19 protein-coding genes are annotated in these 19,560 nt (G+C 30.0%); 12 read left to right on the top strand and 7 right to left on the bottom strand.

What is annotated here, in order from left to right; translation table 11 throughout:
- A partial coding sequence (locus tag B2217_RS05805; protein WP_291069667.1) for a hypothetical protein occupies positions 1-200 on the top strand: 200 nt, incomplete at its 5' end.
- Between the two features lie 45 nt (positions 201-245).
- Here the strand turns inward: B2217_RS05805 and B2217_RS05810 are convergent.
- Positions 246-653 (bottom strand): hypothetical protein, encoded by a 408-nt coding sequence (locus B2217_RS05810; protein WP_291069668.1) that lies wholly within the window; start codon positions 651-653, stop codon positions 246-248.
- 223 nt (positions 654-876) lie between these two features.
- On the opposite strand from B2217_RS05810, the gene B2217_RS05815 reads away from it, so the two are divergent.
- The 10 genes from B2217_RS05815 to B2217_RS05860 all read left to right on the top strand — a co-directional run bounded on the left by B2217_RS05815 (position 877) and on the right by B2217_RS05860 (position 14,471).
- Positions 877-2,436: a type I restriction-modification system subunit M gene (locus B2217_RS05815; RefSeq protein WP_291069670.1), complete on the top strand. Its 1,560-nt coding sequence runs from the start codon at positions 877-879 to the stop codon at positions 2,434-2,436.
- Positions 2,426-3,565: a restriction endonuclease subunit S gene (locus tag B2217_RS05820; RefSeq protein WP_291069672.1), complete on the top strand. Its 1,140-nt coding sequence runs from the start codon at positions 2,426-2,428 to the stop codon at positions 3,563-3,565. Before B2217_RS05815 ends, B2217_RS05820 begins: the two co-directional genes overlap by 11 nt.
- Positions 3,566-3,598: 33 nt before the next feature.
- The gene (locus tag B2217_RS05825) at positions 3,599-3,940 is read left to right on the top strand and encodes a DUF3024 domain-containing protein (protein WP_038330365.1); all 342 of its coding nucleotides are present in this window, start codon (positions 3,599-3,601) and stop codon (positions 3,938-3,940) included.
- A gap of 98 nt (positions 3,941-4,038) precedes the next feature.
- Complete coding sequence (locus B2217_RS05830; RefSeq protein ID WP_052217414.1) at positions 4,039-4,887, top strand: hypothetical protein; 849 nt, start codon at positions 4,039-4,041, stop codon at positions 4,885-4,887.
- A 7-nt stretch (positions 4,888-4,894) separates the two neighbouring features.
- Positions 4,895-6,136, top strand: a complete 1,242-nt coding sequence (locus tag B2217_RS05835) for an AAA family ATPase (RefSeq protein WP_236688154.1) — start codon at positions 4,895-4,897, stop codon at positions 6,134-6,136.
- A 135-nt stretch (positions 6,137-6,271) separates the two neighbouring features.
- Positions 6,272-6,886, top strand: coding sequence for a DUF6088 family protein (locus B2217_RS05840; RefSeq protein ID WP_291122193.1), 615 nt, complete (start codon positions 6,272-6,274; stop codon positions 6,884-6,886).
- Positions 6,876-7,880: a nucleotidyl transferase AbiEii/AbiGii toxin family protein gene (locus tag B2217_RS05845; protein WP_038330360.1), complete on the top strand. Its 1,005-nt coding sequence runs from the start codon at positions 6,876-6,878 to the stop codon at positions 7,878-7,880. Before B2217_RS05840 ends, B2217_RS05845 begins: the two co-directional genes overlap by 11 nt.
- Positions 7,881-8,029: 149 nt before the next feature.
- Positions 8,030-11,167 carry a type I restriction endonuclease subunit R gene (locus tag B2217_RS05850; RefSeq protein WP_038330702.1) on the top strand — a complete coding sequence of 1,046 codons (3,138 nt, stop codon included), beginning with the start codon at positions 8,030-8,032 and terminating at the stop codon, positions 11,165-11,167.
- 8 nt (positions 11,168-11,175) lie between these two features.
- Positions 11,176-13,233, top strand: coding sequence for an McrB family protein (locus B2217_RS05855; protein WP_052217412.1), 2,058 nt, complete (start codon positions 11,176-11,178; stop codon positions 13,231-13,233).
- A complete protein-coding gene (locus tag B2217_RS05860; RefSeq protein WP_038330357.1) occupies positions 13,230-14,471 on the top strand; it encodes an McrC family protein in 1,242 nt (413 codons plus the stop codon). The genes B2217_RS05855 and B2217_RS05860 overlap by 4 nt, the downstream gene beginning before the upstream one ends.
- Positions 14,472-14,721: 250 nt before the next feature.
- Here B2217_RS05860 and ytxJ read toward each other — a convergent pair whose 3' ends face one another.
- The 5 genes from ytxJ to B2217_RS05885 all read right to left on the bottom strand — a co-directional run bounded on the left by ytxJ (position 14,722) and on the right by B2217_RS05885 (position 17,338).
- A complete protein-coding gene (ytxJ, locus tag B2217_RS05865; protein WP_038330356.1) occupies positions 14,722-15,054 on the bottom strand; it encodes a bacillithiol system redox-active protein YtxJ in 333 nt (110 codons plus the stop codon).
- Between the two features lie 118 nt (positions 15,055-15,172).
- Positions 15,173-16,159, bottom strand: coding sequence for a type II toxin-antitoxin system HipA family toxin (locus B2217_RS05870; protein ID WP_181816308.1), 987 nt, complete (start codon positions 16,157-16,159; stop codon positions 15,173-15,175).
- 1 nt (position 16,160) lies between these two features.
- On the bottom strand, positions 16,161-16,481 hold the full coding sequence (locus tag B2217_RS05875; protein ID WP_038330354.1) for a HipA N-terminal domain-containing protein: 321 nt from the start codon (positions 16,479-16,481) through the stop codon (positions 16,161-16,163).
- Complete coding sequence (locus tag B2217_RS05880; RefSeq protein ID WP_038330353.1) at positions 16,478-16,687, bottom strand: helix-turn-helix transcriptional regulator; 210 nt, start codon at positions 16,685-16,687, stop codon at positions 16,478-16,480. Before B2217_RS05880 ends, B2217_RS05875 begins: the two co-directional genes overlap by 4 nt.
- 132 nt (positions 16,688-16,819) lie before the next feature.
- Positions 16,820-17,338 (bottom strand): hypothetical protein, encoded by a 519-nt coding sequence (locus B2217_RS05885; RefSeq protein ID WP_038330351.1) that lies wholly within the window; start codon positions 17,336-17,338, stop codon positions 16,820-16,822.
- Between the two features lie 1,024 nt (positions 17,339-18,362).
- On the opposite strand from B2217_RS05885, the gene B2217_RS05890 reads away from it, so the two are divergent.
- On the top strand, positions 18,363-18,914 hold the full coding sequence (locus B2217_RS05890; protein WP_038330349.1) for a ferritin: 552 nt from the start codon (positions 18,363-18,365) through the stop codon (positions 18,912-18,914).
- A gap of 92 nt (positions 18,915-19,006) precedes the next feature.
- Here the strand turns inward: B2217_RS05890 and B2217_RS05895 are convergent, their stop codons facing one another.
- Positions 19,007-19,558 carry a lipocalin family protein gene (locus B2217_RS05895; protein ID WP_038330347.1) on the bottom strand — a complete coding sequence of 184 codons (552 nt, stop codon included), beginning with the start codon at positions 19,556-19,558 and terminating at the stop codon, positions 19,007-19,009.
- Positions 19,559-19,560: the final 2 nt, after the last annotated feature.

Genomic DNA, 19,560 nt, shown 5'->3' on the forward strand with positions numbered 1-19,560 from the left:
GTTTTGTTAAGGAACGACTAATTAACTCCTTCAATAAAGAGGTGGGTAATACTGGTTGGGTTGCTGCACGAGCTCACTTTCTAAAAGCATTAACTAATCAATTCGAATCAAGAGAAATTGACTATTCAATCATTAAAAATGAAAATACAATTTCTTTCGCGAAAAAGGTTTTACTAAAGGAAAAAAAATTACACTATTAAAAAACATGAGCCGATTAGCATAAATAATCGGCTCATTTTATAAATTTATAATAATTCGTAAAGCTTTACCTCTCCTCCATTTTTTTCTTCATAACAACTTGCCCAAGTAAAATAATCATATTCAATTTCTGACCAACTATTATCTTGAAATACAAAACCATAGTTTAAGTTACCTTGATTCAATTCAATCGAAACATATAAACGATCTTTGTCTACAAAATCAATTGATTTATCAAACAATGTGTTATTATTTAGTTTTTTAAGCACAAGTTCAACTAAATTATTTGAATTATACTCTTTAAACATATCATCAAACATTATTTCGCCGACAATTACTACGTCTAATTTTTCATTATAACGGTATAAGATCCAATGATGATCTAGTTTTTCAATGGTATCTAAATCAAAAACTGAACAAGTACAAAATACTACATCAGCATAAACTTGACACATAAATTATCTTTTTTATAAATATACTTTTTTATTTCAAAAGCTTCTATCCTATTCTACCTTTTTATTCGTTGTTTATTATCATAGCGTCTTATTTTGTCGCTATACTTCATTATATTTGAAAAACATTAACAAATATGGTTTACCGTAAATAGTTATCCGTTATTATGACTTTATTTGCAGTTATTGTATTTGTATATTTACAAAAAAGAATTGATAAGCATTTATGGCTAAAAAAGTCCAAACAAAAAGTACAGAAGAAATCCTTTGGGATGCAGCAAATAAATTACGTGGTTCGATAGAACCGTCAGAATATAAACACGTGGTATTGAGTTTAATCTTCTTGAAATTTGCAAGTGATAAATTCATCAAACGCAGAGAAGAATTAAAAGCAGAAGGTAAAGAAGCCTTCTTAGAAATACCAGAATTTTACCAGGCAGAAAATGTATTCTATTTACCAGAGGAATCGCGTTGGGAATACATTATCGAAAACGCCAAACAAGAAGATATTACCCTTAAAGTAGATACTGCGCTTAAAACGATAGAACGTACCAACAAATCGTTAGAAGGTGCGTTGCCAGATAATTATTTCTCAAGATTAGGATTGGATCAATCTAAGTTTTCGGCTTTACTAGATACCATCAACAATATCGATACGCTTCGTGATGAATCGCAAGATATTGTGGGGCGTGTGTATGAATATTTCTTAAGCAAGTTTGCCATTGCCGAAGGAAAAGGAAAAGGTGAATTCTATACGCCGAAGTCGATTGTAAACTTGATTGCCGAAATGATTGAACCGTACAAAGGAAAAATCTATGACCCGTCTTGTGGTTCGGGTGGTATGTTTGTGCAGTCGTTGAAGTTTATTGAGAAACACCAAGGAAACAAAAAGGACATTTCGATTTACGGACAAGAATTAACAAATACCACGTTTAAACTGGCTAAAATGAACTTAGCCATTCGTGGTATTTCTGCCAATTTAGGCAACAAAGCAGCCGATACTTTTGCCGACGATCAGCACAAAGAATTGAAAGCCGATTACATCATGGCGAATCCGCCGTTTAATTTAAAAGATTGGCGAGCAGAAAATGAATTAACCGATGATTCACGTTGGACAGGTTATGAAGTGCCACCAAAATCGAATGCCAACTATGCGTGGATTTTGAATATGATTTCTAAATTATCGCAAAACGGAGTAGCTGGTTTTATCTTAGCTAATGGCGCACTTTCGGGTGGTGGAGAAGAGTACAAAATCCGTAAACAAATTATAGAAAACGACTTGGTAGAAGCGATTGTAATTCTTCCTCAAAATATGTTTTATTCTACAGATATTTCGGTAACGCTTTGGATTTTGAACCGCAATAAAACAGAACGCACTGTAGAAGTAAATGATGGCGTAAAAAACTATCGTAATCGTGAAGGTGAAGTATTGTTTATGGATTTACGCCAAAAAGGGGAACCGTTTGAAAAGAAATTCATTCAGTTTGCTGAACAAGAAATTGAGCAGATAGCAGCAACCTATCATAACTGGCAACAAAAAGATTTTGAAACGACTTATGCGAATGAACCCGAATATTGTTACTCTGCAACCTTAGAGGAAATCCGTAAAAAAGATTATTCGTTGGTACCAAGTAAATACATAGCGTTTGTAAACCGTGACGAAAACATTGATTACGATACGAAAATGCAAACGTTGCAAACCGAATTGAAAGACTTGTTTCAGCAAGAAGAAACCTTGAAACAAGAAGTAGCAAACGTGTTTAAATCGTTGGGCTATGAGTTATAAAAAGTTAGGAGATATTGTCAAATTTATTTCCAATAAAAATGTAGATGGTATAGCAACTATTCTTTACGGAATTAATATTGATAAATACTTTATGCCTTCTGTAGCAAACACTATTGGAGTGGATTTAAAAAAATATAAAGTAGTTGTAAAGAATCAATTTGCATGTAATAGAATGCACGTTGGAAGAGATAAACGATTACCAATTTCAATGTCTACATTTGATTATCCATTTATTGTTTCTCCAGCTTACGATGTATTTGAAGTTACAGATGAAAATGTAATTCCTGAATATTTAATGCTTTGGTTTCGTAGAAGTGAATTTGATAGACAATGTTGGTTTTATACAGATGCAGACGTACGTGGTGGATTAAGTTTAGATGCATTAAAATCAATTGAAATTAGAATTCCATCCATCGAAAAACAACGCGAAATTGTAGCCCAATACCAAGCAGTAGCAAACAAAATAAAAGTCAACGAACAGATTTGCGAGAAGTTAGAAGCCACTGCGCAAACGTTGTACAAGCAATGGTTTGTTGATTTTGAATTTCCTAATGAAGAAGGAAAACCTTATAAATCCTCTGGCGGAGCAATGGTGTACAACCAAGAATTAGAAAAGGAAATTCCTGAGGGTTGGGAGGTTGGAATATTATCCGATTTAATTACGGTTAAATATGGTAAAGATTATAAACATCTAAACAAGGGAAATATACCTCTTTATGGTTCAGGTGGTATTATGAGCTATGTAGATGAAATTCTTTATGATAAACCATCGGTTTTAATACCAAGAAAAGGTTCATTAAATAATATTCTCTATATAAAAACACCATTTTGGTCAGTCGATACAATGTTTTATACAATACCTAAAATAGATAATACATTAATTTATGTTTTTAATGTACTTTCTAAGATGGATTTTAATTCTTTAAATGTCGGGTCTGCTGTTCCAAGTATGACTACTGAATACTTGAATAGTATGCAGATTTTAATACCTGAAAATAATGTTTTGAAACCGTTTGACATCGAATTAAATCAATTGGAAGATTATAAAATATCGATTATCAAGCAAAACCAAAAACTCACACAACTTCAATCGTTGTTGTTAAGTCGCTTGGCAACGTTGGAGGGGTAAAGAAAAATTAAACTACTATAAGAATCAACACAAATGGGAAAAGAAATTAGTATTAGCGAAGCATATATTAAACAATTTGTAGAAAGCTTACGACCAGAAGATCACGAGATACGCAAACAATTAGATTTTGGGTATTCTTGGGAAAAGAATACTGCTATTTTATATACGATTCGTCCATTTTGGAATAATCCGAACGAACTAATCCAATCAGAATTTGCTAAAATTCGCTATACAAAAACCACAAATGAATGGAAACTGTATTGGATGCGTGCTTCAGGCATATGGGAGTTGTATGAGCCACACCCAATTGCTGATAATTTACAAGATTTATTAGCGATTATAAAAGAAGATCAGTTCCATTGCTTCTTTGGGTAAAAAATACAAAACACTCCCAACTACAATCGTTGTTGTTAAGTCGCTTAGCAACGTTGGAGGGGTAAACTAAAATTAAACTACTATAAAAAACTTAAATTATGATCTTTAATATTTACTATATTAATTTCCCAAAAGTATATGAAATAAAAATGATGCTAAGTAACGTCATTTCTATTAATAAAGAAACTACCAAAGAAATAGCAGGAGAAAGTCAGTTATCAGTAAAGGCTAAACTGGGCATAAATTTTATGGATTGGTTTAAGTTAGGTGATGCTGAAGCTGGAGGGGATATTAAAGGTTCAGGTACTAGAAAAGTTTTTGAGACATTTGAAGTAAAAACAACTAAATCTGTTATTTTAAGTGATGTTATAGAGAAAGCAAAAGTTAAAAATGACTTTGAAAGAGTTAAAGAAGGCGAGTTAATACGAATAGATGAAGTCAAGTTAAGTCTTGAAAATGAAGACGAATTAAGAGTTGTTAAGTTTATAAATAGTGGTGCTTTTAAAGATTTAGTTGCCCCTGGAACTAATGGGTTTGATATGAATAATCTTTTTAATTCTATGTTTAAGGACTATGCTTATAAAATCAAAGGAGAAGTTACTAATAGTAAAGAAAATATATTAATAAAAATTCCATTAACTTTTGAAAGTGAATTTGAAAGTTCTTACAGTGTAGATGATTTATTTGTAGGTAAGGTTTCAATTCTTGGTATTTATAAAGGGAAGATAAATGTAGATGAACTAAAAAATTCTTTTCAATATTTTCAGGAGCTAGGAGAATTACAAAGTTTAATGTCAAATAAAAATACAGAAGATGATGAAATTCAAGAAAGCCATTATTCGAGCAATTCCTCTAATTCAGCTATGTATTTCAAAAGTTCTGGAGATGGAACAGAATTTCATTATATCGATTTACTAGCAATAGTTCAGAATGTGAATATTCAATAAATGCATTATGAAGACATTACTATTTTATGATAAAGAAGATTTTTATGATTATAAAGAATTTAAGACTAAAGAAGGATATGAAATTCATAGCTTTTCAAAATATACTCGAAATCCAGATTTAATAGCAAACATTAATAGTTATATTGAAATTATAGATTTATCTGTACTTTCAGAATATAATACAATTCAGTTTGTAGTAGAACAAATTTTAATTCAATTTCCTGATGATGTTATATTTATTTGTGATTCCTCAAAAAGAGATATTATAGAGTATGAATTAAGATTTATATTCTGTCAGTTTTCTAATGTTGATAAAGAATCGTTTATAAAAAGTAAAAAAGGAAATAGTGAAATAATTCCAGAAGAGAATATTAAAAAGCGACATCGGAAAATTATCGATTTGACGGATGAAGAACTAAACATCTTTTTAAATGATTTTAATAAAAATTTATATGGACATCCAAAATTCAAAGACGATTTTGCAGAACAAGTTAGAACATTTAGAATTTTTAATAGATTAAAAGAGCATAAAGTACTTTCACTTTTTTTAATGGGGGATTCTGGTGTTGGTAAAACAGAAGTTGCAAGAGTAATTTTTAATTCTTTAAAAGGAAACAAAAGATTAGCAAAAATTAATTTCGGAAATTATAGTAATGAATTTTCCTTAAGTTCATTGATTGGTTCTGCAAGAGGCTATATAGGTAGCGAAGATGGTGAGATATTTATGAAAGTTCGGGACACAGATATTGGAATTCTTTTAATAGATGAGTTCGAAAAATCAAATGCATCATTATTTAATTATTTCTTAGATGTATTAGAAAGTGGGAAAATGACAAGCTCAATGGGAAATGAAATTGATATTAATGGATTTATTATAATTTTCACTTCAAATATTTCAAAAGAAGATTTTCAAAAAAGGATTTCACCTGAACTAAGATCGAGATTTGATTATAAATGTATGTTCACACTTTTAGGTGACATTGATAAAAAGAAATATATTGAATTTCGTACTCGTACAATATCTAAAAAAGTTAATGCAGAGTTTGGAATTGATATAGAAACAGATTTAATAAAATTTATGGATAGAGAAATTAATGTTTCTATATATAATAATATGAGAGACTTGAATAAGAAAATTAAGAAAAAGTTTTTAGAATTCACGATTGATTTTTTATCACAAAATGAAAAAGAAATATTTGAGGAATCTTCAAAGAGTAATTGGAAAAGAAATTTTTTAAAATTGTTTTAAAACTTTATAATGAATTTAAAAACTCATTCATCTACAATTAAAAAAATCATTAAAGTAGTCAAAACCAAAAAAAACAAAAGTAATTTTGTAACAAATTTTCACTAAATTTGTTACAAAATAAAAATACAACACTAAGTGAAATCCTCTAAAAATCAAATAGAAACAAAGATTTTAAAATCATCTTTAGGCGAAATATTTTTCGCTGAAAATTTCTATACGTATGGTTCACCAGGTAATATCCGTTTAACGCTTTTTCGTTTGGTTAATGAAGGCATATTAGAGCGTTTGGCTCAAGGCATTTATCTAAAACCCAAAAGAGATCCGTTGTTAGGTACCCTTTATCCTACTACGGAAGAAATAGCCAAGCAAATAGCACAACGAGACAAAGCACGTATTGCCCCAACAGGTGTATTCGCTTTGTATTTGTTGGGGCTAACCACACAAGTTCCTCTAAAAGCGGTGTATTTGTCCGATGGTTCACAACGAGAAATTAAAATAGGAAACCGTACCATTCAATTCAAAAAAACGGTTCCTAAAAGTTTTGCCATAAAAGATGAATTGCTGCATTTGATTGTACAAGCGTTTAAAGAGGTGGGCCAAAACAACGTAACCGAAGAATTTATAGAAAAAATAAAGCCTTCTGTAGTGCAGCTCGACTCCCAAGTGGTCCAAAAGCAGGTAAAATATGCACCGGTTTGGATACAGAAAAACATCAATAACCTTTATACAACTTCTCAAAATGTGGATTAACCTATCAACAGAACAAAAGATACAAGTTTTAGAACAAACAGGTATAGCCAAAGGTTTGCCTGCATTTGTTGTAGAAAAGGATTGGTGGGTGTGTATTTTATTGAAAGCTATTTTTCAATCGTACTATGCAAATTCCATTATTTATAAAGGTGGTACTTCTTTAAGTAAAGCCTATCATATCATTGATCGATTTTCAGAAGATATTGATTTAATTATAGATCGGCATTTGTTAGGTTTTGACGACTTGGATTCAGGAACAAAAATCAAGAAACTAAGAAAAGCATCGGGTTCATTTATTATCAATGAGTTTAGAGAAGAATTGATGCATCAATTGGATCAATTGGGCATTCATCGTGACCAATATGTAATACGATATAATGATAAAGTTGACGATACCAGCGACCCGAATACATTGGAAGTGTATTATCAATCTGTAGTTCCAATGACCAATCCTTATATCCAACAAAGAGTATTGTTAGAAATGGGAGCAAGATCATTAACAGAGCCCGCAGAAACAAAAAACATCCTTTCGTTTATTGATGAAAATTACAAAGAATTATCATTTACATCGGATGGATTTAATGTACAAGTGGTTGTACCAACACGAACATTTATAGAAAAGGTTTTATTATTACATGAAGAATTTTCAAAACCTATAGCTAGAATTAGAACCGACCGATTAACGCGTCATTTGTATGATTTAGATAAAATGATGGTTGCAGGATTTGGAGAACAAGCTCTTGCTGATAATGAGTTGTTTGAAACCATAGTGGAGCATCGTAAAAAGGTTACGCCTTTACGAGGTGTCGATTACTCCAATCACGAAAAAGGAAAATTGAGTATTCTACCACCAAATGAAATAATTGCTCAATGGGAAGATGATTATAAAATCATGCAACAAAATATGATTGTTGGAGATAGTTTATCTTGGGATGAACTTTTACAAAGATTGAAAAATATAGAAAATGCTTTCAATCAAATTCAAGATTTATAATTATAAAATAGTAGCATGATTTCAGTTCATGTTACAAAATGTCAAAAAATGTAACACGTTATTTTCTCATGTTACAAAAAGTCGAAAATTGTAACACGTTCTACTATTTCAATTATCAAAACCAAAAAACACAACTTGAAAAAGTTATTATGAAATACACCGAATCACAATTAGAACAAGCTTTTATTAGCCTTTTGGAAACAGAAGGCTATACCTATATTGATGGAAAACAGTTGCAAAGAAGTTCAAATCAAGAAGTATTGATTAAGGAAGATTTGCGCGCGTTTTTACAAGATCGTTATGAAGATTTAGAAGAAATAGAATTGGAAAGCATTACCAATGAATTGGCGTTTCAATCGACTTCTAATTTGTACGAGTCTAATAAATACATTTGCAAATTATTGGCGGATGGATTTATTTTTAAACGTAACAATCCACAAAAAAAGGATTTACATATACGATATATCGATTGTGATTCGGTAGACAATAACACGTTTAAAATTGTCAATCAACTTGAAATTCAAGGAAGCGAACTACGCATTCCTGATTTGATTTTATACATCAATGGAATTCCTGTCGTTGTTTTTGAATTTAAAACAGCCATAGAAGAAGAAATTACCATTCACGATGCGTACAGGCAATTAACGACACGTTACAAAAGAGACATACCCGAACTACTAAAATACAATGTATTTTGTGTGATTAGTGATGGGGTGAATAACAAAGCCGGAACAGTATTTTCTTCTTACGAATTTTACTACGGTTGGAATAAAATTACAGGTAACGAGAAAAAAGCCTTAACAGGTATAGAGACCACGACTTCTATTGTACATGGAATGTTGAACCAAACAAGATTAGTCGATATTATTCATCATTTTGTTTTGTTTCCTGATTCTTCTAAACACGAGCTAAAGGTTTTAAGTCGTTATCCGCAATATTATGCAGCCAATAAATTGTATCAAAACATCAAAGCGCATCGTAAACCAGAAGGCGATGGAAAAGGTGGAACATACTTTGGGGCGACGGGTTGTGGAAAGAGTTATACAATGCTGTATTTAACGCGTTTATTGATGCGTTCAACCGATTTTGCAAGTCCTACGATTATTATCATTTCAGATCGTACCGATTTAGACGATCAGTTATCGAAGGATTTTACCAATGCCAAGAAATTCATTGGAGATGAAAATATCATCAATATCGAATCAAGAGCTGATTTAAGGTCACGTTTAAGAGGTATCGAAAGTGGTGGTGTTTATCTGACTACGGTTCAGAAATTTGCTGAAGATGCTGAAATTTTATCCGATCGTACCAATATCATTTGTATTTCGGATGAAGCGCACCGCTCACAAGTGAATTTAGACTTAAAAGTTAAAATTGACGAGGAAAAGGGAGTTACTAAATCGTATGGTTTTGCTAAATATTTACACGATTCTTTACCCAATGCAACCTATGTTGGATTTACAGGAACACCTATAGATAAAACGTTAGAAGTCTTTGGAGATGTAGTGGATCAATACACGATGTTCGAATCGGTAAATGATGAAATTACGGTTCGTTTGGTTTATGAAGGAAGAGCGGCAAAAGTCAATTTAGATTATAATAAAGTTCAAGACATTGAAAATTATTACGAAAACGCAGTAGCTGAAGGCGCTTCTGAATATCATGTAGAAGCCAGCCAAAAAGCGATTGCTAAAATGGAAGTTGTTTTAGGTGATAAAGATCGAATTAAAGCGATTGCACAAGATTTTATAGCTCATTATGAAAAACGTATCGATGAACGTGCTACTGTTGCAGGAAAAGCGATGTTTGTGTGTGCTTCTCGTACCATTGCTTATAAATTGTACCAAGAACTATTAGCCTTACGACCAGAATGGGGAGAATTGAATATTTCGGATGGATTAACTGAAAAGGAACAAAAAGATATCAAGCCAATTGAGCGTGTAAAAATGGTGATGACACGCAATAAAGATGATGAAAAAGAGCTTTGGGAACTTTTGGGTAATAAAGATGAACGAAAAGAATTAGATCGACAGTTTAAACAAATCAAATCCAACTTCAAAATTGCCATTGTCGTAGATATGTGGTTAACAGGATTTGATGTTCCCTTCTTAGATACCATTTATATTGATAAGCCTTTACAAACGCACAATTTAATACAAACCATTTCTCGTGTAAATCGAAAATACGAAGGAAAAGATCGCGGATTAGTAGTTGATTATATAGGTATCAAAAAGAACTTAAACAAAGCTTTAGGCATGTTTAATGGTCAAACAGCCGATGATGATTTTGAAGATTTAGATCAAGCAGAAATTATTGTGCGTGATCAAATGGATTTATTACGTCAATATTTTCATCAGTTTGATGCTACTGATTATTACCAAGGAAATCCCGTTGAACGATTAAACTGTTTAAACAAAGCTTCTGAATTGGTTTTACAAACCGAAGATTCAGAAAAGTTTTTTGTGAATGTAACCAAGAAGCTAAAATCTGCCTACAATTTAGTGAGTGGTTCGGAATTGTTTACTCCGAAAGAAGTAGATGAAATCCATTTCTATTTCGCCGTGAAATCTATTGTAGTAAAATTGACTAAAGGTGAAGCGCCAGATACAGCCCAAATGAATGCTAAAGTGTCTAAATTGGTAGAAGAAGCCATCATTTCGGAAGGAGTTGAAGAAATATTTAAGCTCGATGATAATAAAGCGAATGCCATTGATTTGTTTAATGATAAGTTCATTGAGAAAATCTCTAACCTAGAATTACCGAATACCAAAATTAAAATCTTAGAACGTTTATTAAAACAAACCATTAACAATTTTAAAAAGGTAAATAAAGTAAAAGGACAAGATTTTTCAGAACGTTTACAATCCATCATCAACCGTTACAACGAACGTAGCGAAGGCGATATTTTAGATTATGAAGGCATTCAGTTTGATACCGCAGAACAAATGTTAGATCTCATCATCAAACTTCGTGTTGAAATGGATTCGTTTCAAGATTTAGGTATTGACTATGAAGAAAAAGCCTTTTACGATATCTTGGACATGATCTGCAAACAATACGGTTTTGAATTCGATAACGACAAAATGCTTGAATTGGCTCGTGAAATAAAAATCATCGTTGAAAATACAGCCAAATATCCTGATTGGTCTGATCGTGACGATATTAAAGCACAACTCAAGATGGATATCATCGTGAAGTTACATCAATACGGTTATCCGCCAATCACACAGGATGATGTTTACAAAAACGTGTTAGAACAAGCAGAGAATTTTAAGAAGAATAGGTAATAAAAATTATGTATAAAGATTTACAAAAAGAAGTTTACAACTGGCTTTTAGAAAAAAATAAAGTAAATGAAAATTTCACTTTTTCTGTTAGACAAAAAGCAAATAAAGGTGCTGAACTTAATTATTTTATTGGAACTGAAAAGTCAAACTATTTTTCAACAACGTTTTGGTTTATTCCTGTATCATATCCAGGATCTTCAAGCGATTTAATTAATCTTGTTTTTGATTTAAGAAAAGAAAAAATAGAATTTTATATTCAATTTAATCAGACCAAAAACCCTAGTAACGATCAAAATAAATATGATTTAATTCTTGTACAAAATATTAAAAACAGACTTAAAAATCATTTTGATCATGTTTATTATTCTGATGATACAGCCAAGATGGAATTTTTTGGTATTTACTCTACTCCTAAATACGAATCATTTGATGATTTAAAAGATGATCTTGAAAAATTATTAGATAAAGTAATTCCAGCTGTTGATGAAGAAATAGTTAAAATAAAAAAAGAAAATCCTGATTTTATTGCTCATCGTTTTAGTCCAACAGAACAGATTAAAATGCTTCAAAAAATGGAAGAGCGATTCGAAAAATATAAAATTATTGATGATTTAACTGATGATCTATTTGAAGAAGAAAATGATTTAATAGATATTGATTTTGGCAGAAGAAGTCTAGCTCCTTTTAATCAAATCTTATACGGACCTCCTGGTACAGGTAAAACATACAATACGATTAATAAAGCAATTGAAATAGCAAATCCTGAATTTGATTTAACACAAGACAGAAATATAGTTAAATCTGAATACGAAAGATTGGTAAATGAAGGTCAAATTGTATTTACTACTTTCCATCAAAGCATGACCTATGAAGATTTTATAGAAGGGATAAAGCCCGTGATTGAAGAAAATGAAGATGGTGCCAAAAGTGTGGTTTATGAAGTGAAAAACGGAATTTTCAAAGAAATATGTAAGAATGCAGAAAAACCACCATTTGAAAAACTTGAAGTTAAAAAAAATTATTCTTTTGATGATGCCTTTAATGATCTTGTTTTGGAAGCGAATGAAAAACTTGAAAATAATGAACAATTATTTCTTCCAATTTTAACTGAAAACTTAGGTTTAAAAATAGTTGGTATTTCAGATAGAGGAAATTTAATTTTAAAGCCGATTTATTCTGATGATGCAAAAGAATACATTGTTTCATACTCTCGTGCTGAAAAATTACAACAAGTTTTTCCTGATTTATCAGTTATAAAAAACATTGACAAAGAATTTAGAGCGGTTATTGGAGGTTCAAATTCAACAGCTTATTGGTCGGTTCTGAATTACATCAACAATAAAATAAATTCAGAAAAAAAATCTACTTCTCAAAATATTGCATTACCACCTAAACCATTTGTTCTCATCATCGATGAAATCAACCGTGGTAATGTTTCTCAAATTTTTGGAGAATTAATTACATTGATTGAAGAAGATAAACGCTTAGGAAATAATGAAGAGTTAGAAGTTACTTTACCATATAGTAAAGAGAAATTTGGAGTTCCTTCTAATCTACATATTATCGGAACGATGAATACCGCCGATCGTAGTGTTGAAGCTTTAGATACTGCTTTGAGAAGACGTTTTGTGTTCGAAGAAATGCTTCCAAAATACGAATTGGAAGAACTTCAACAAAATCTGTATGGTTTTTCCGCATCTGATATTTTGAAAACAATCAATCTACGTATTGAAAAATTACTGGATCGAGATCACCAAATTGGTCATGCATATTTCATCCATAAAAATGAAATAACAATTATTGATTCATTCTATAAAAATATAATCCCATTATTGCAAGAATATTTCTTTGGAGATTATGGCAAAATTGGATTGGTATTAGGGAAAGGATTTATTCAGGAAGATAGCGATTTTAAAGATAATAAAATTGAAACTTCATTTTTTGCTAGTTTTAATTATGATAATGCTGAAGATTTCGAAAACAGAATATCTTATAGAGTATTAGGCTTAAATGATAAGGACTTTGATTTCGAAAATGCGATCAAATTATTAATGAATAAGAAATGATTGTGATAAAAGACAATCGTATTACTGTTTTCGAACATGATAAGCTTTTCTTTAATCTGAAAAATGACAAAGAAAAACAACTTCATGATGCTTTAGAGCTCTATCACGGAAATTATACACCATTTTTTAAACTCATTAGAAATGGTGTGCAATTCAATGAAAATGTTGGTGTTATTCAAATAGGGAAAATAACCATTGAAGTTTTGCCCAAAGTCGATAAATCAGGTGAAGAAAAATGGCGTAATTTATTGATTGGAATGATCAAAACGGTATGGGGATTTGATGTAAAATCAACAGGTTGTAGTTCATTAAAACTAAAATCAAACTCTATGTTAGAGCTTTATTTTGAATTATTTATTTCTGAGGTTGAATATTTATTGCACAGAGGATTAATCAAAAGATACCGTAAAAATGAAGGAAATCAAACTTCATTAAAGGGAGCTTTACAATTTTCAAAGCATATTTCGCAGAATTTGGTTCACAAAGAACGATTTTATGTAAAATATACGCAATATTCTAATGAACATACGATTCATGAGATTCTTTTTAAAACAATAAAATTATTAGCTAATCTTAATTCAAACCCACAATTGAAAGGAAGAATTGGATCATTATCTCTTAATTTCCCTGAAATGGGAGAGATAAAAGTAAATGAATCTACTTTTAATAAAATTGTATTAGATCGAAAAAACCAACACTACCAAACGGCTTTAGAAATCGCCAAATTATTATTGTTAAATTATCATCCTGACGTTTCTAAAGGGAGAAACGATGTATTGGCTTTAATGTTTGATATGAATAGTTTGTGGGAACAGTTTATTTTAGTGACTTTAAAAAGAAAACTAAAAACACATAATGTAACTTCTCAAGTGACCAAGAGTTTTTGGAAACCTGATTCTGGTTACTCATCCAAAATGCGTCCTGATATCATTCTAAAATGCAAAGAAAATCATCAAATTTTTGTTTTAGATACAAAATGGAAAAACCTAAATGGTTACAATCCTTCACCCGAAGATTTGCGTCAAATGTATGTGTATCACAGATTTTATCAAGCTAAAAAAGTTGCTCTTGTATATCCTTCAGATCAACATTCAATTCAAAAAGGAAATTATTTCAGTTCAGAAAATCATTTAGAAATGTCTGATAAAGAATGTAGTATTATGCAAATTGCAACGGCTTCAGATATTAAAGTTTGGCAAGAGGAAATTGTAAATCGAATTAAAATATTATTAGATTAATCTAATTTTTTGTCACAAAAATCAACAAAATTTGTGACAATTATTACAGTATAAATATGACAGAAACATCTAAAAATCAAATAGAAACAAAAATTTCAAAATCTCCTTTTGGCGAAATAATTTTTTGAGTTTACAATATTCAAAATTTTAAAATCCATAACTTAAAATGTCCGTTATTTCATACAATTTAATATGTTTTGCATGTAATAACGGACATTTATGCTTGATCAATAATTATTTCTAAAATATGTTATAAATTAACTAGTAGATCTAATTGTTTCTGAATTTCTTCATTTTTTATTTTACGATGCGATGCATTGTACACACATTTTCCATCTTTTATAATAAGGATTTGCGGTGATTCGTGCTGAACATTGTATCGTCGTTCAATCTCATTAGAGAGTGGTCTAAACGCTAATAAATCTAAATAATTCAGTTCAAAGTCGCTTTCTTTTACAATATCCCAAATAATATCACATAATCCACAAGTTGTGCTGTGTTTATAAATAATTTTTGGTTGATTAAAAGATGCTTGATCAATTTGATCTAAGTGATCTAAAGTTGTAATATTTATTTTTTTCATTTTTATTTCTATTATTTCACTTATAAAATTACGTCGAAAAGAAGGAATAACCTACTCTATTTTCCTTATATGATAAATTATAAAAAATGCGCTAAGGAAATCTTCTTGTTCATTTTTTTTACTCTGTAACTATTCTTAATTTCTTCAATCGATGCTGATAACTTTGCAAATAATTACGTTTTAACTTTTCTGATAAGTACGATTTATCAATCAAATCTTGTACTTTATCTTCTTTGGATGTTAAATTTTGAATGACTTTTATAATTGATTTTTCTGTCATTTCAGCTTTCTCTCCTAAAATAAATAATTGGTCTATTATTTTACCTTTTGAGATTGATTTTGGTAATAATCCTTCTTTTAATGCAAAATCTGCATCGTCAATATGAATTTTGGTATTCAATAAATCATAAGCTGGACTTAGTTTAAAATCGCCTTGCTGAGTTTCTATCAACGAAAAATTCTTTAAATGTGCATCTCCATTAGAAAACAGATAATTGAAAACAATCAAAGCGAATAACTTTGGAGTTTCTACTTTCCAAGCAGGGACATATTTTTTCAAGGCTTCAAATAATTCGAGATAATTTCCTTCATACTTGTATTGTTCCCCATCAGTTGCAGGAGATTTCCCTAATAAAGAAGCAAAATCTTCCACAGCTAACTTATCTCCAATTTCATTGTAATCAAATCGTTTAGTAAGGTATGCTGGACTTCCATCTTTAAAAAAAACTAAAGCATTTTCTGCCGTTTCAATTTTAAAAACTTGTTTAGCGATTTGCATCGTTAAATGCTCATTCGCTGGTGCAAATTCACTATTTTTGGGTAAATCAGAAATTGGTTTTAAAATATAATGTCCACTTTCGTTTTCATTCGTTAATCTTAGTTCATTTCCATCAAGAATTAAAGAATATTTCTCTTGAAAACCTGAGATAGAAATATGTGTTTGATTTTGGTTAAAACTACTTTTATCCTTACGATCAGTTGGCGAAGTATAATTTAAAAATGGACTTACCTTTTTACCATTAAACATTTTCTTTAGAACAACAGGACTGTACGCATTAAAATTTTCTTTTAAAGAACCGGGACAATTAATTAATTCTAATTTCATTTTACACTCTTTCTATTGTTACTGCACCAATTGTATCTATTTTAGATGCTTTCAATAATATTCCAAAAGCATCATCTTCATCAATCTTATATGTTTTACAAATCATACGTTTATTTACCCCTTCTGGTAATAAATGATAGAAAAAAGGAAACAAAGTTTCAGAATCAAACTCTTTTTGATTTTTAGGCAACGTTAAACTTATAGAAGGCTTAGAATCATCATTTAACCAATCTTCATTATAGATAAAATGAAAGCGACCATTATCCAATTGCGTTAGAACTCCTGCCCTTTCTCCTTTATATAAAATTTGAGCAATTCTCATGATTCAATTGTTTTAACCTCTAATTTAATTTCTAATCCTAAGGCATCACACAACTTTTGAAGCGTTTCTAAAGTTGGATTACCTTTACCACTTTCAAATTGTTTTAACGTTCGTAAACCTACACCTGAAATCTCCGCTAATGTTTCTTGTGATATCGCTAAAACTTTACGACGTTCTTTTATCTGTTCGATTAATAATAGTGTCATATAATGCACTTTTAATGTAAATTTAGAAAGAAATTAGATATAAAACAAGAAAAGTGCAATGAATTGCACTTTTAAGACAATAATATATGTTAGATGTATGAATAGATCTAAATAATGCAATATAATGCACTTTTAAAGTTGTCTTTTACATTTGTTATATGCTTCCGTGATTTTGATTATATCGTAATCTGGATACTTATTTGTTTCCGTCCATTCTTTCAATAAAAAAGGACAATCACTAATTAATTTTGCAATTCTTTTTTTTGAATTTGATGCATCAACATATACTATTTCATCATTTTTTACCAGTAGAGGAAAGATTAATTTTTCACCATCATATGGATTAAATGTTCGCAAATAATAATGAGATAATTGACCTACAATAGCTTCTTCAAAAAAATCATTCTTATCATTTTTTAGGGTTACATATTTTACTAATTTATCAAATTCATCATTTACAACAAATGATTTAATATCTTTTGGTTTAAGTTTTATTTTTTCATCATTCACTAAGAAGTAAACAACTTTAGAATTATTTCCTATTACTTCTCCCTTTATTGTATCATTCGAGTGATTGATATAATATTCTGAATTGAATTGTACACCTACTACAGTTATGAAAAGTATAAAAATTAAAGTTATATATTTCATATTATTATTTAATTAGTAAATCTAAATATATTTATAAAATAAGTATGGATATTTTACTATAAAATGTTAAACTTATAATAAATTTTGGTACACCAAAACTACACCACAATCCCCTACACTATTGATCAATAAAGACTTTTGTACTTTCTGTATCGATTAGACAGCCAAATACCGCCATTGACTACCATATCTTTAAAATATTTGAAAGTTTATTTTATTTTTAAAAGTTTGTAGATAAATCAAATGTCTCATTTGTTTTAAAAACTTACACTTCAGTTATTTTGGATGGAACTATTTTTGAAGCGATTTTCATAATTCGTTTAAGTAGTGTGGTTGTTGAGATATTTAAATATCAAGCTGTACTTCTTATACCCAAACCTTCTTTTGTTAGCTGAACAATATGATTTATGGTAGTAAGGTAAGCGTTGTAACTATACATTTCACCCTTTTTTCTGACAATTTTTACATTTAAAACGTTGGTTTCCATTCCTCGTTTTAATATATTTTATTAATTTATCAGAACAATTAGAAAATATTTTTATTTGATAATCTAAGTTAAAAGTTGATTTTGTCATATTTTGTTAATGATAAAATATGTTAAAATTATCCACCATCACATCTGATACACAAGGGTGTCAAATGAATTGATTTTAAATTTTAAAGAGCTTAAAAATACACAATTGTAGAGATATAGTCCACTATTGAGTAAAGATATTTTATAGTTAAAATATTGTTTGTGAGCTTTTACGAGTTACATACACATCTGATACACTACTAAACATTATAAACAGTGAGATTATCACCTTCTGCATTGGCAAATAAAACTTATTAAAAATTATATTATATAGAAAAAGGTTCTCAATTGAAAAATTGAGAACCTTTTTCATTTTCTGGTTTTGCGATTTCATCTTAATTCAATTTAAATCTACTCTAAATATCAATATTTTAGAAAGTATTAACATTTAAATTAATAGTTTGGTCTGAAAATTCCAATCTAAAATATCATAACTAAATAATCACAAAAATGAATACAACTAGAATTTCAAAAAATTTACAAAATGCTTTAAATAAACAAATTACACTTGAAGCTTTTTCTGCTCAAATTTACTTGATGCTTGCTTGTTGGGCAGATGATAACCGATTAGATGGTATTAAAAGTTTTATGATGAAACATTCGCAAGAGGAACGTGTTCATATGGCAAAAATTATAGAATATATACAAGAACGAGGTGGTAGTGTAAAAATTGAAGCCATACAAAAACCTGGTCCTGAACCAAAAAATGTTTTACAATGTTTTGAAGCAGTTTTGAAACAAGAAATTGAAAACACAGAATCTATTTACAAAATTGTAAAAATGTGTATGGATGAGGAAGATTGGGCTACTTGGAATTTTTTACAATGGTTAGTAATGGAACAACGTGAAGAAGAAAAATTAGCTTTAGACTTGCTAGATAAAGCTAAATTAGCTGGTGGTGCTAATATGTCTGATGCTGCAAAATTTGATTTTAATAAGACTATTGGTCAAACAGGACAGGAATTTCCTGTTGCAGATAATATTAATCCTCTAACTGAGTAATTTATTTTTTGTATAATAAAAACTAAAGAATTAAAAACCCACTGAATTTACTAAAAAATCATTGGGTTTTTAATTAGGAAATTAATCACACATCAATCTTGCTTTGTCCACGTTAATTGGGAAATATCATAACCTTTTTCTTCTGCATAGTTGATATACTTCTGTTTTACCTCTTCTGAGATTGTTTTCTTTCGAGATAAAATCCACATATAATCATGACTTTCTCCAAAAACTAAAGCTGTTTCATAAATCGGATCCATCATTACAATATTATATCCTGAATAAAATGGTCCAAAAAATGAAACTTTCAGCGCACCTTTTCCTTCTTCTCCATTAAAAGTTGCTTTTCCATGTGCTTCTTTCCATTTATTCTCTTTGTCATCAAATCCACGATTATGGACTTCAATCACTCCTTTTTTATTCAGAAAATAAGTTGCTGTAACTTGATTCAAATTCTTTTCAAACTTAAAGTCGAAACGTGCTATTTCATACCATTTTCCCATATATTGTTGTGCATCAAAATTTTCAACAACTGTTACATAAGATGGTATTTTTACTTTTCTAAAATTTAACCACGCATAACAAACTCCTCCTAAACCAGCAATTGCTATTCCGGAGATTATCTTTTTACTCGAATTTTTCATAT

Source organism: Empedobacter sp. UBA7620, assembly GCF_002484185.1.
In the GTDB taxonomy this organism is placed as follows: domain Bacteria; phylum Bacteroidota; class Bacteroidia; order Flavobacteriales; family Weeksellaceae; genus Empedobacter; species Empedobacter falsenii_C.

Bases quoted from the DNA above. Each gene is read 5' to 3' on its own strand.
- B2217_RS05895 (WP_038330347.1), bottom strand. From the start codon at position 19,558: ATGAAAAATTCGAGTAAAAAGATAATCTCCGGAATAGCAATTGCTGGT.
- B2217_RS05825 (WP_038330365.1), top strand. From the start codon at position 3,599: ATGGGAAAAGAAATTAGTATTAGCGAAGCATATATTAAACAATTTGTA.
- B2217_RS05830 (WP_052217414.1), top strand. From the start codon at position 4,039: ATGATCTTTAATATTTACTATATTAATTTCCCAAAAGTATATGAAATA.
- B2217_RS05815 (WP_291069670.1), top strand. From the start codon at position 877: ATGGCTAAAAAAGTCCAAACAAAAAGTACAGAAGAAATCCTTTGGGAT.
- B2217_RS05850 (WP_038330702.1), top strand. From the start codon at position 8,030: ATGAAATACACCGAATCACAATTAGAACAAGCTTTTATTAGCCTTTTG.
- B2217_RS05890 (WP_038330349.1), top strand. From the start codon at position 18,363: ATGAATACAACTAGAATTTCAAAAAATTTACAAAATGCTTTAAATAAA.
- B2217_RS05835 (WP_236688154.1), top strand. From the start codon at position 4,895: ATGAAGACATTACTATTTTATGATAAAGAAGATTTTTATGATTATAAA.
- B2217_RS05860 (WP_038330357.1), top strand. From the start codon at position 13,230: ATGATTGTGATAAAAGACAATCGTATTACTGTTTTCGAACATGATAAG.
- B2217_RS05820 (WP_291069672.1), top strand. From the start codon at position 2,426: ATGAGTTATAAAAAGTTAGGAGATATTGTCAAATTTATTTCCAATAAA.
- B2217_RS05870 (WP_181816308.1), bottom strand. From the start codon at position 16,159: ATGAAATTAGAATTAATTAATTGTCCCGGTTCTTTAAAAGAAAATTTT.
- B2217_RS05875 (WP_038330354.1), bottom strand. From the start codon at position 16,481: ATGAGAATTGCTCAAATTTTATATAAAGGAGAAAGGGCAGGAGTTCTA.
- B2217_RS05880 (WP_038330353.1), bottom strand. From the start codon at position 16,687: ATGACACTATTATTAATCGAACAGATAAAAGAACGTCGTAAAGTTTTA.
- B2217_RS05845 (WP_038330360.1), top strand. From the start codon at position 6,876: ATGTGGATTAACCTATCAACAGAACAAAAGATACAAGTTTTAGAACAA.
- ytxJ (WP_038330356.1), bottom strand. From the start codon at position 15,054: ATGAAAAAAATAAATATTACAACTTTAGATCACTTAGATCAAATTGAT.
- B2217_RS05885 (WP_038330351.1), bottom strand. From the start codon at position 17,338: ATGAAATATATAACTTTAATTTTTATACTTTTCATAACTGTAGTAGGT.
- B2217_RS05810 (WP_291069668.1), bottom strand. From the start codon at position 653: ATGTGTCAAGTTTATGCTGATGTAGTATTTTGTACTTGTTCAGTTTTT.
- B2217_RS05855 (WP_052217412.1), top strand. From the start codon at position 11,176: ATGTATAAAGATTTACAAAAAGAAGTTTACAACTGGCTTTTAGAAAAA.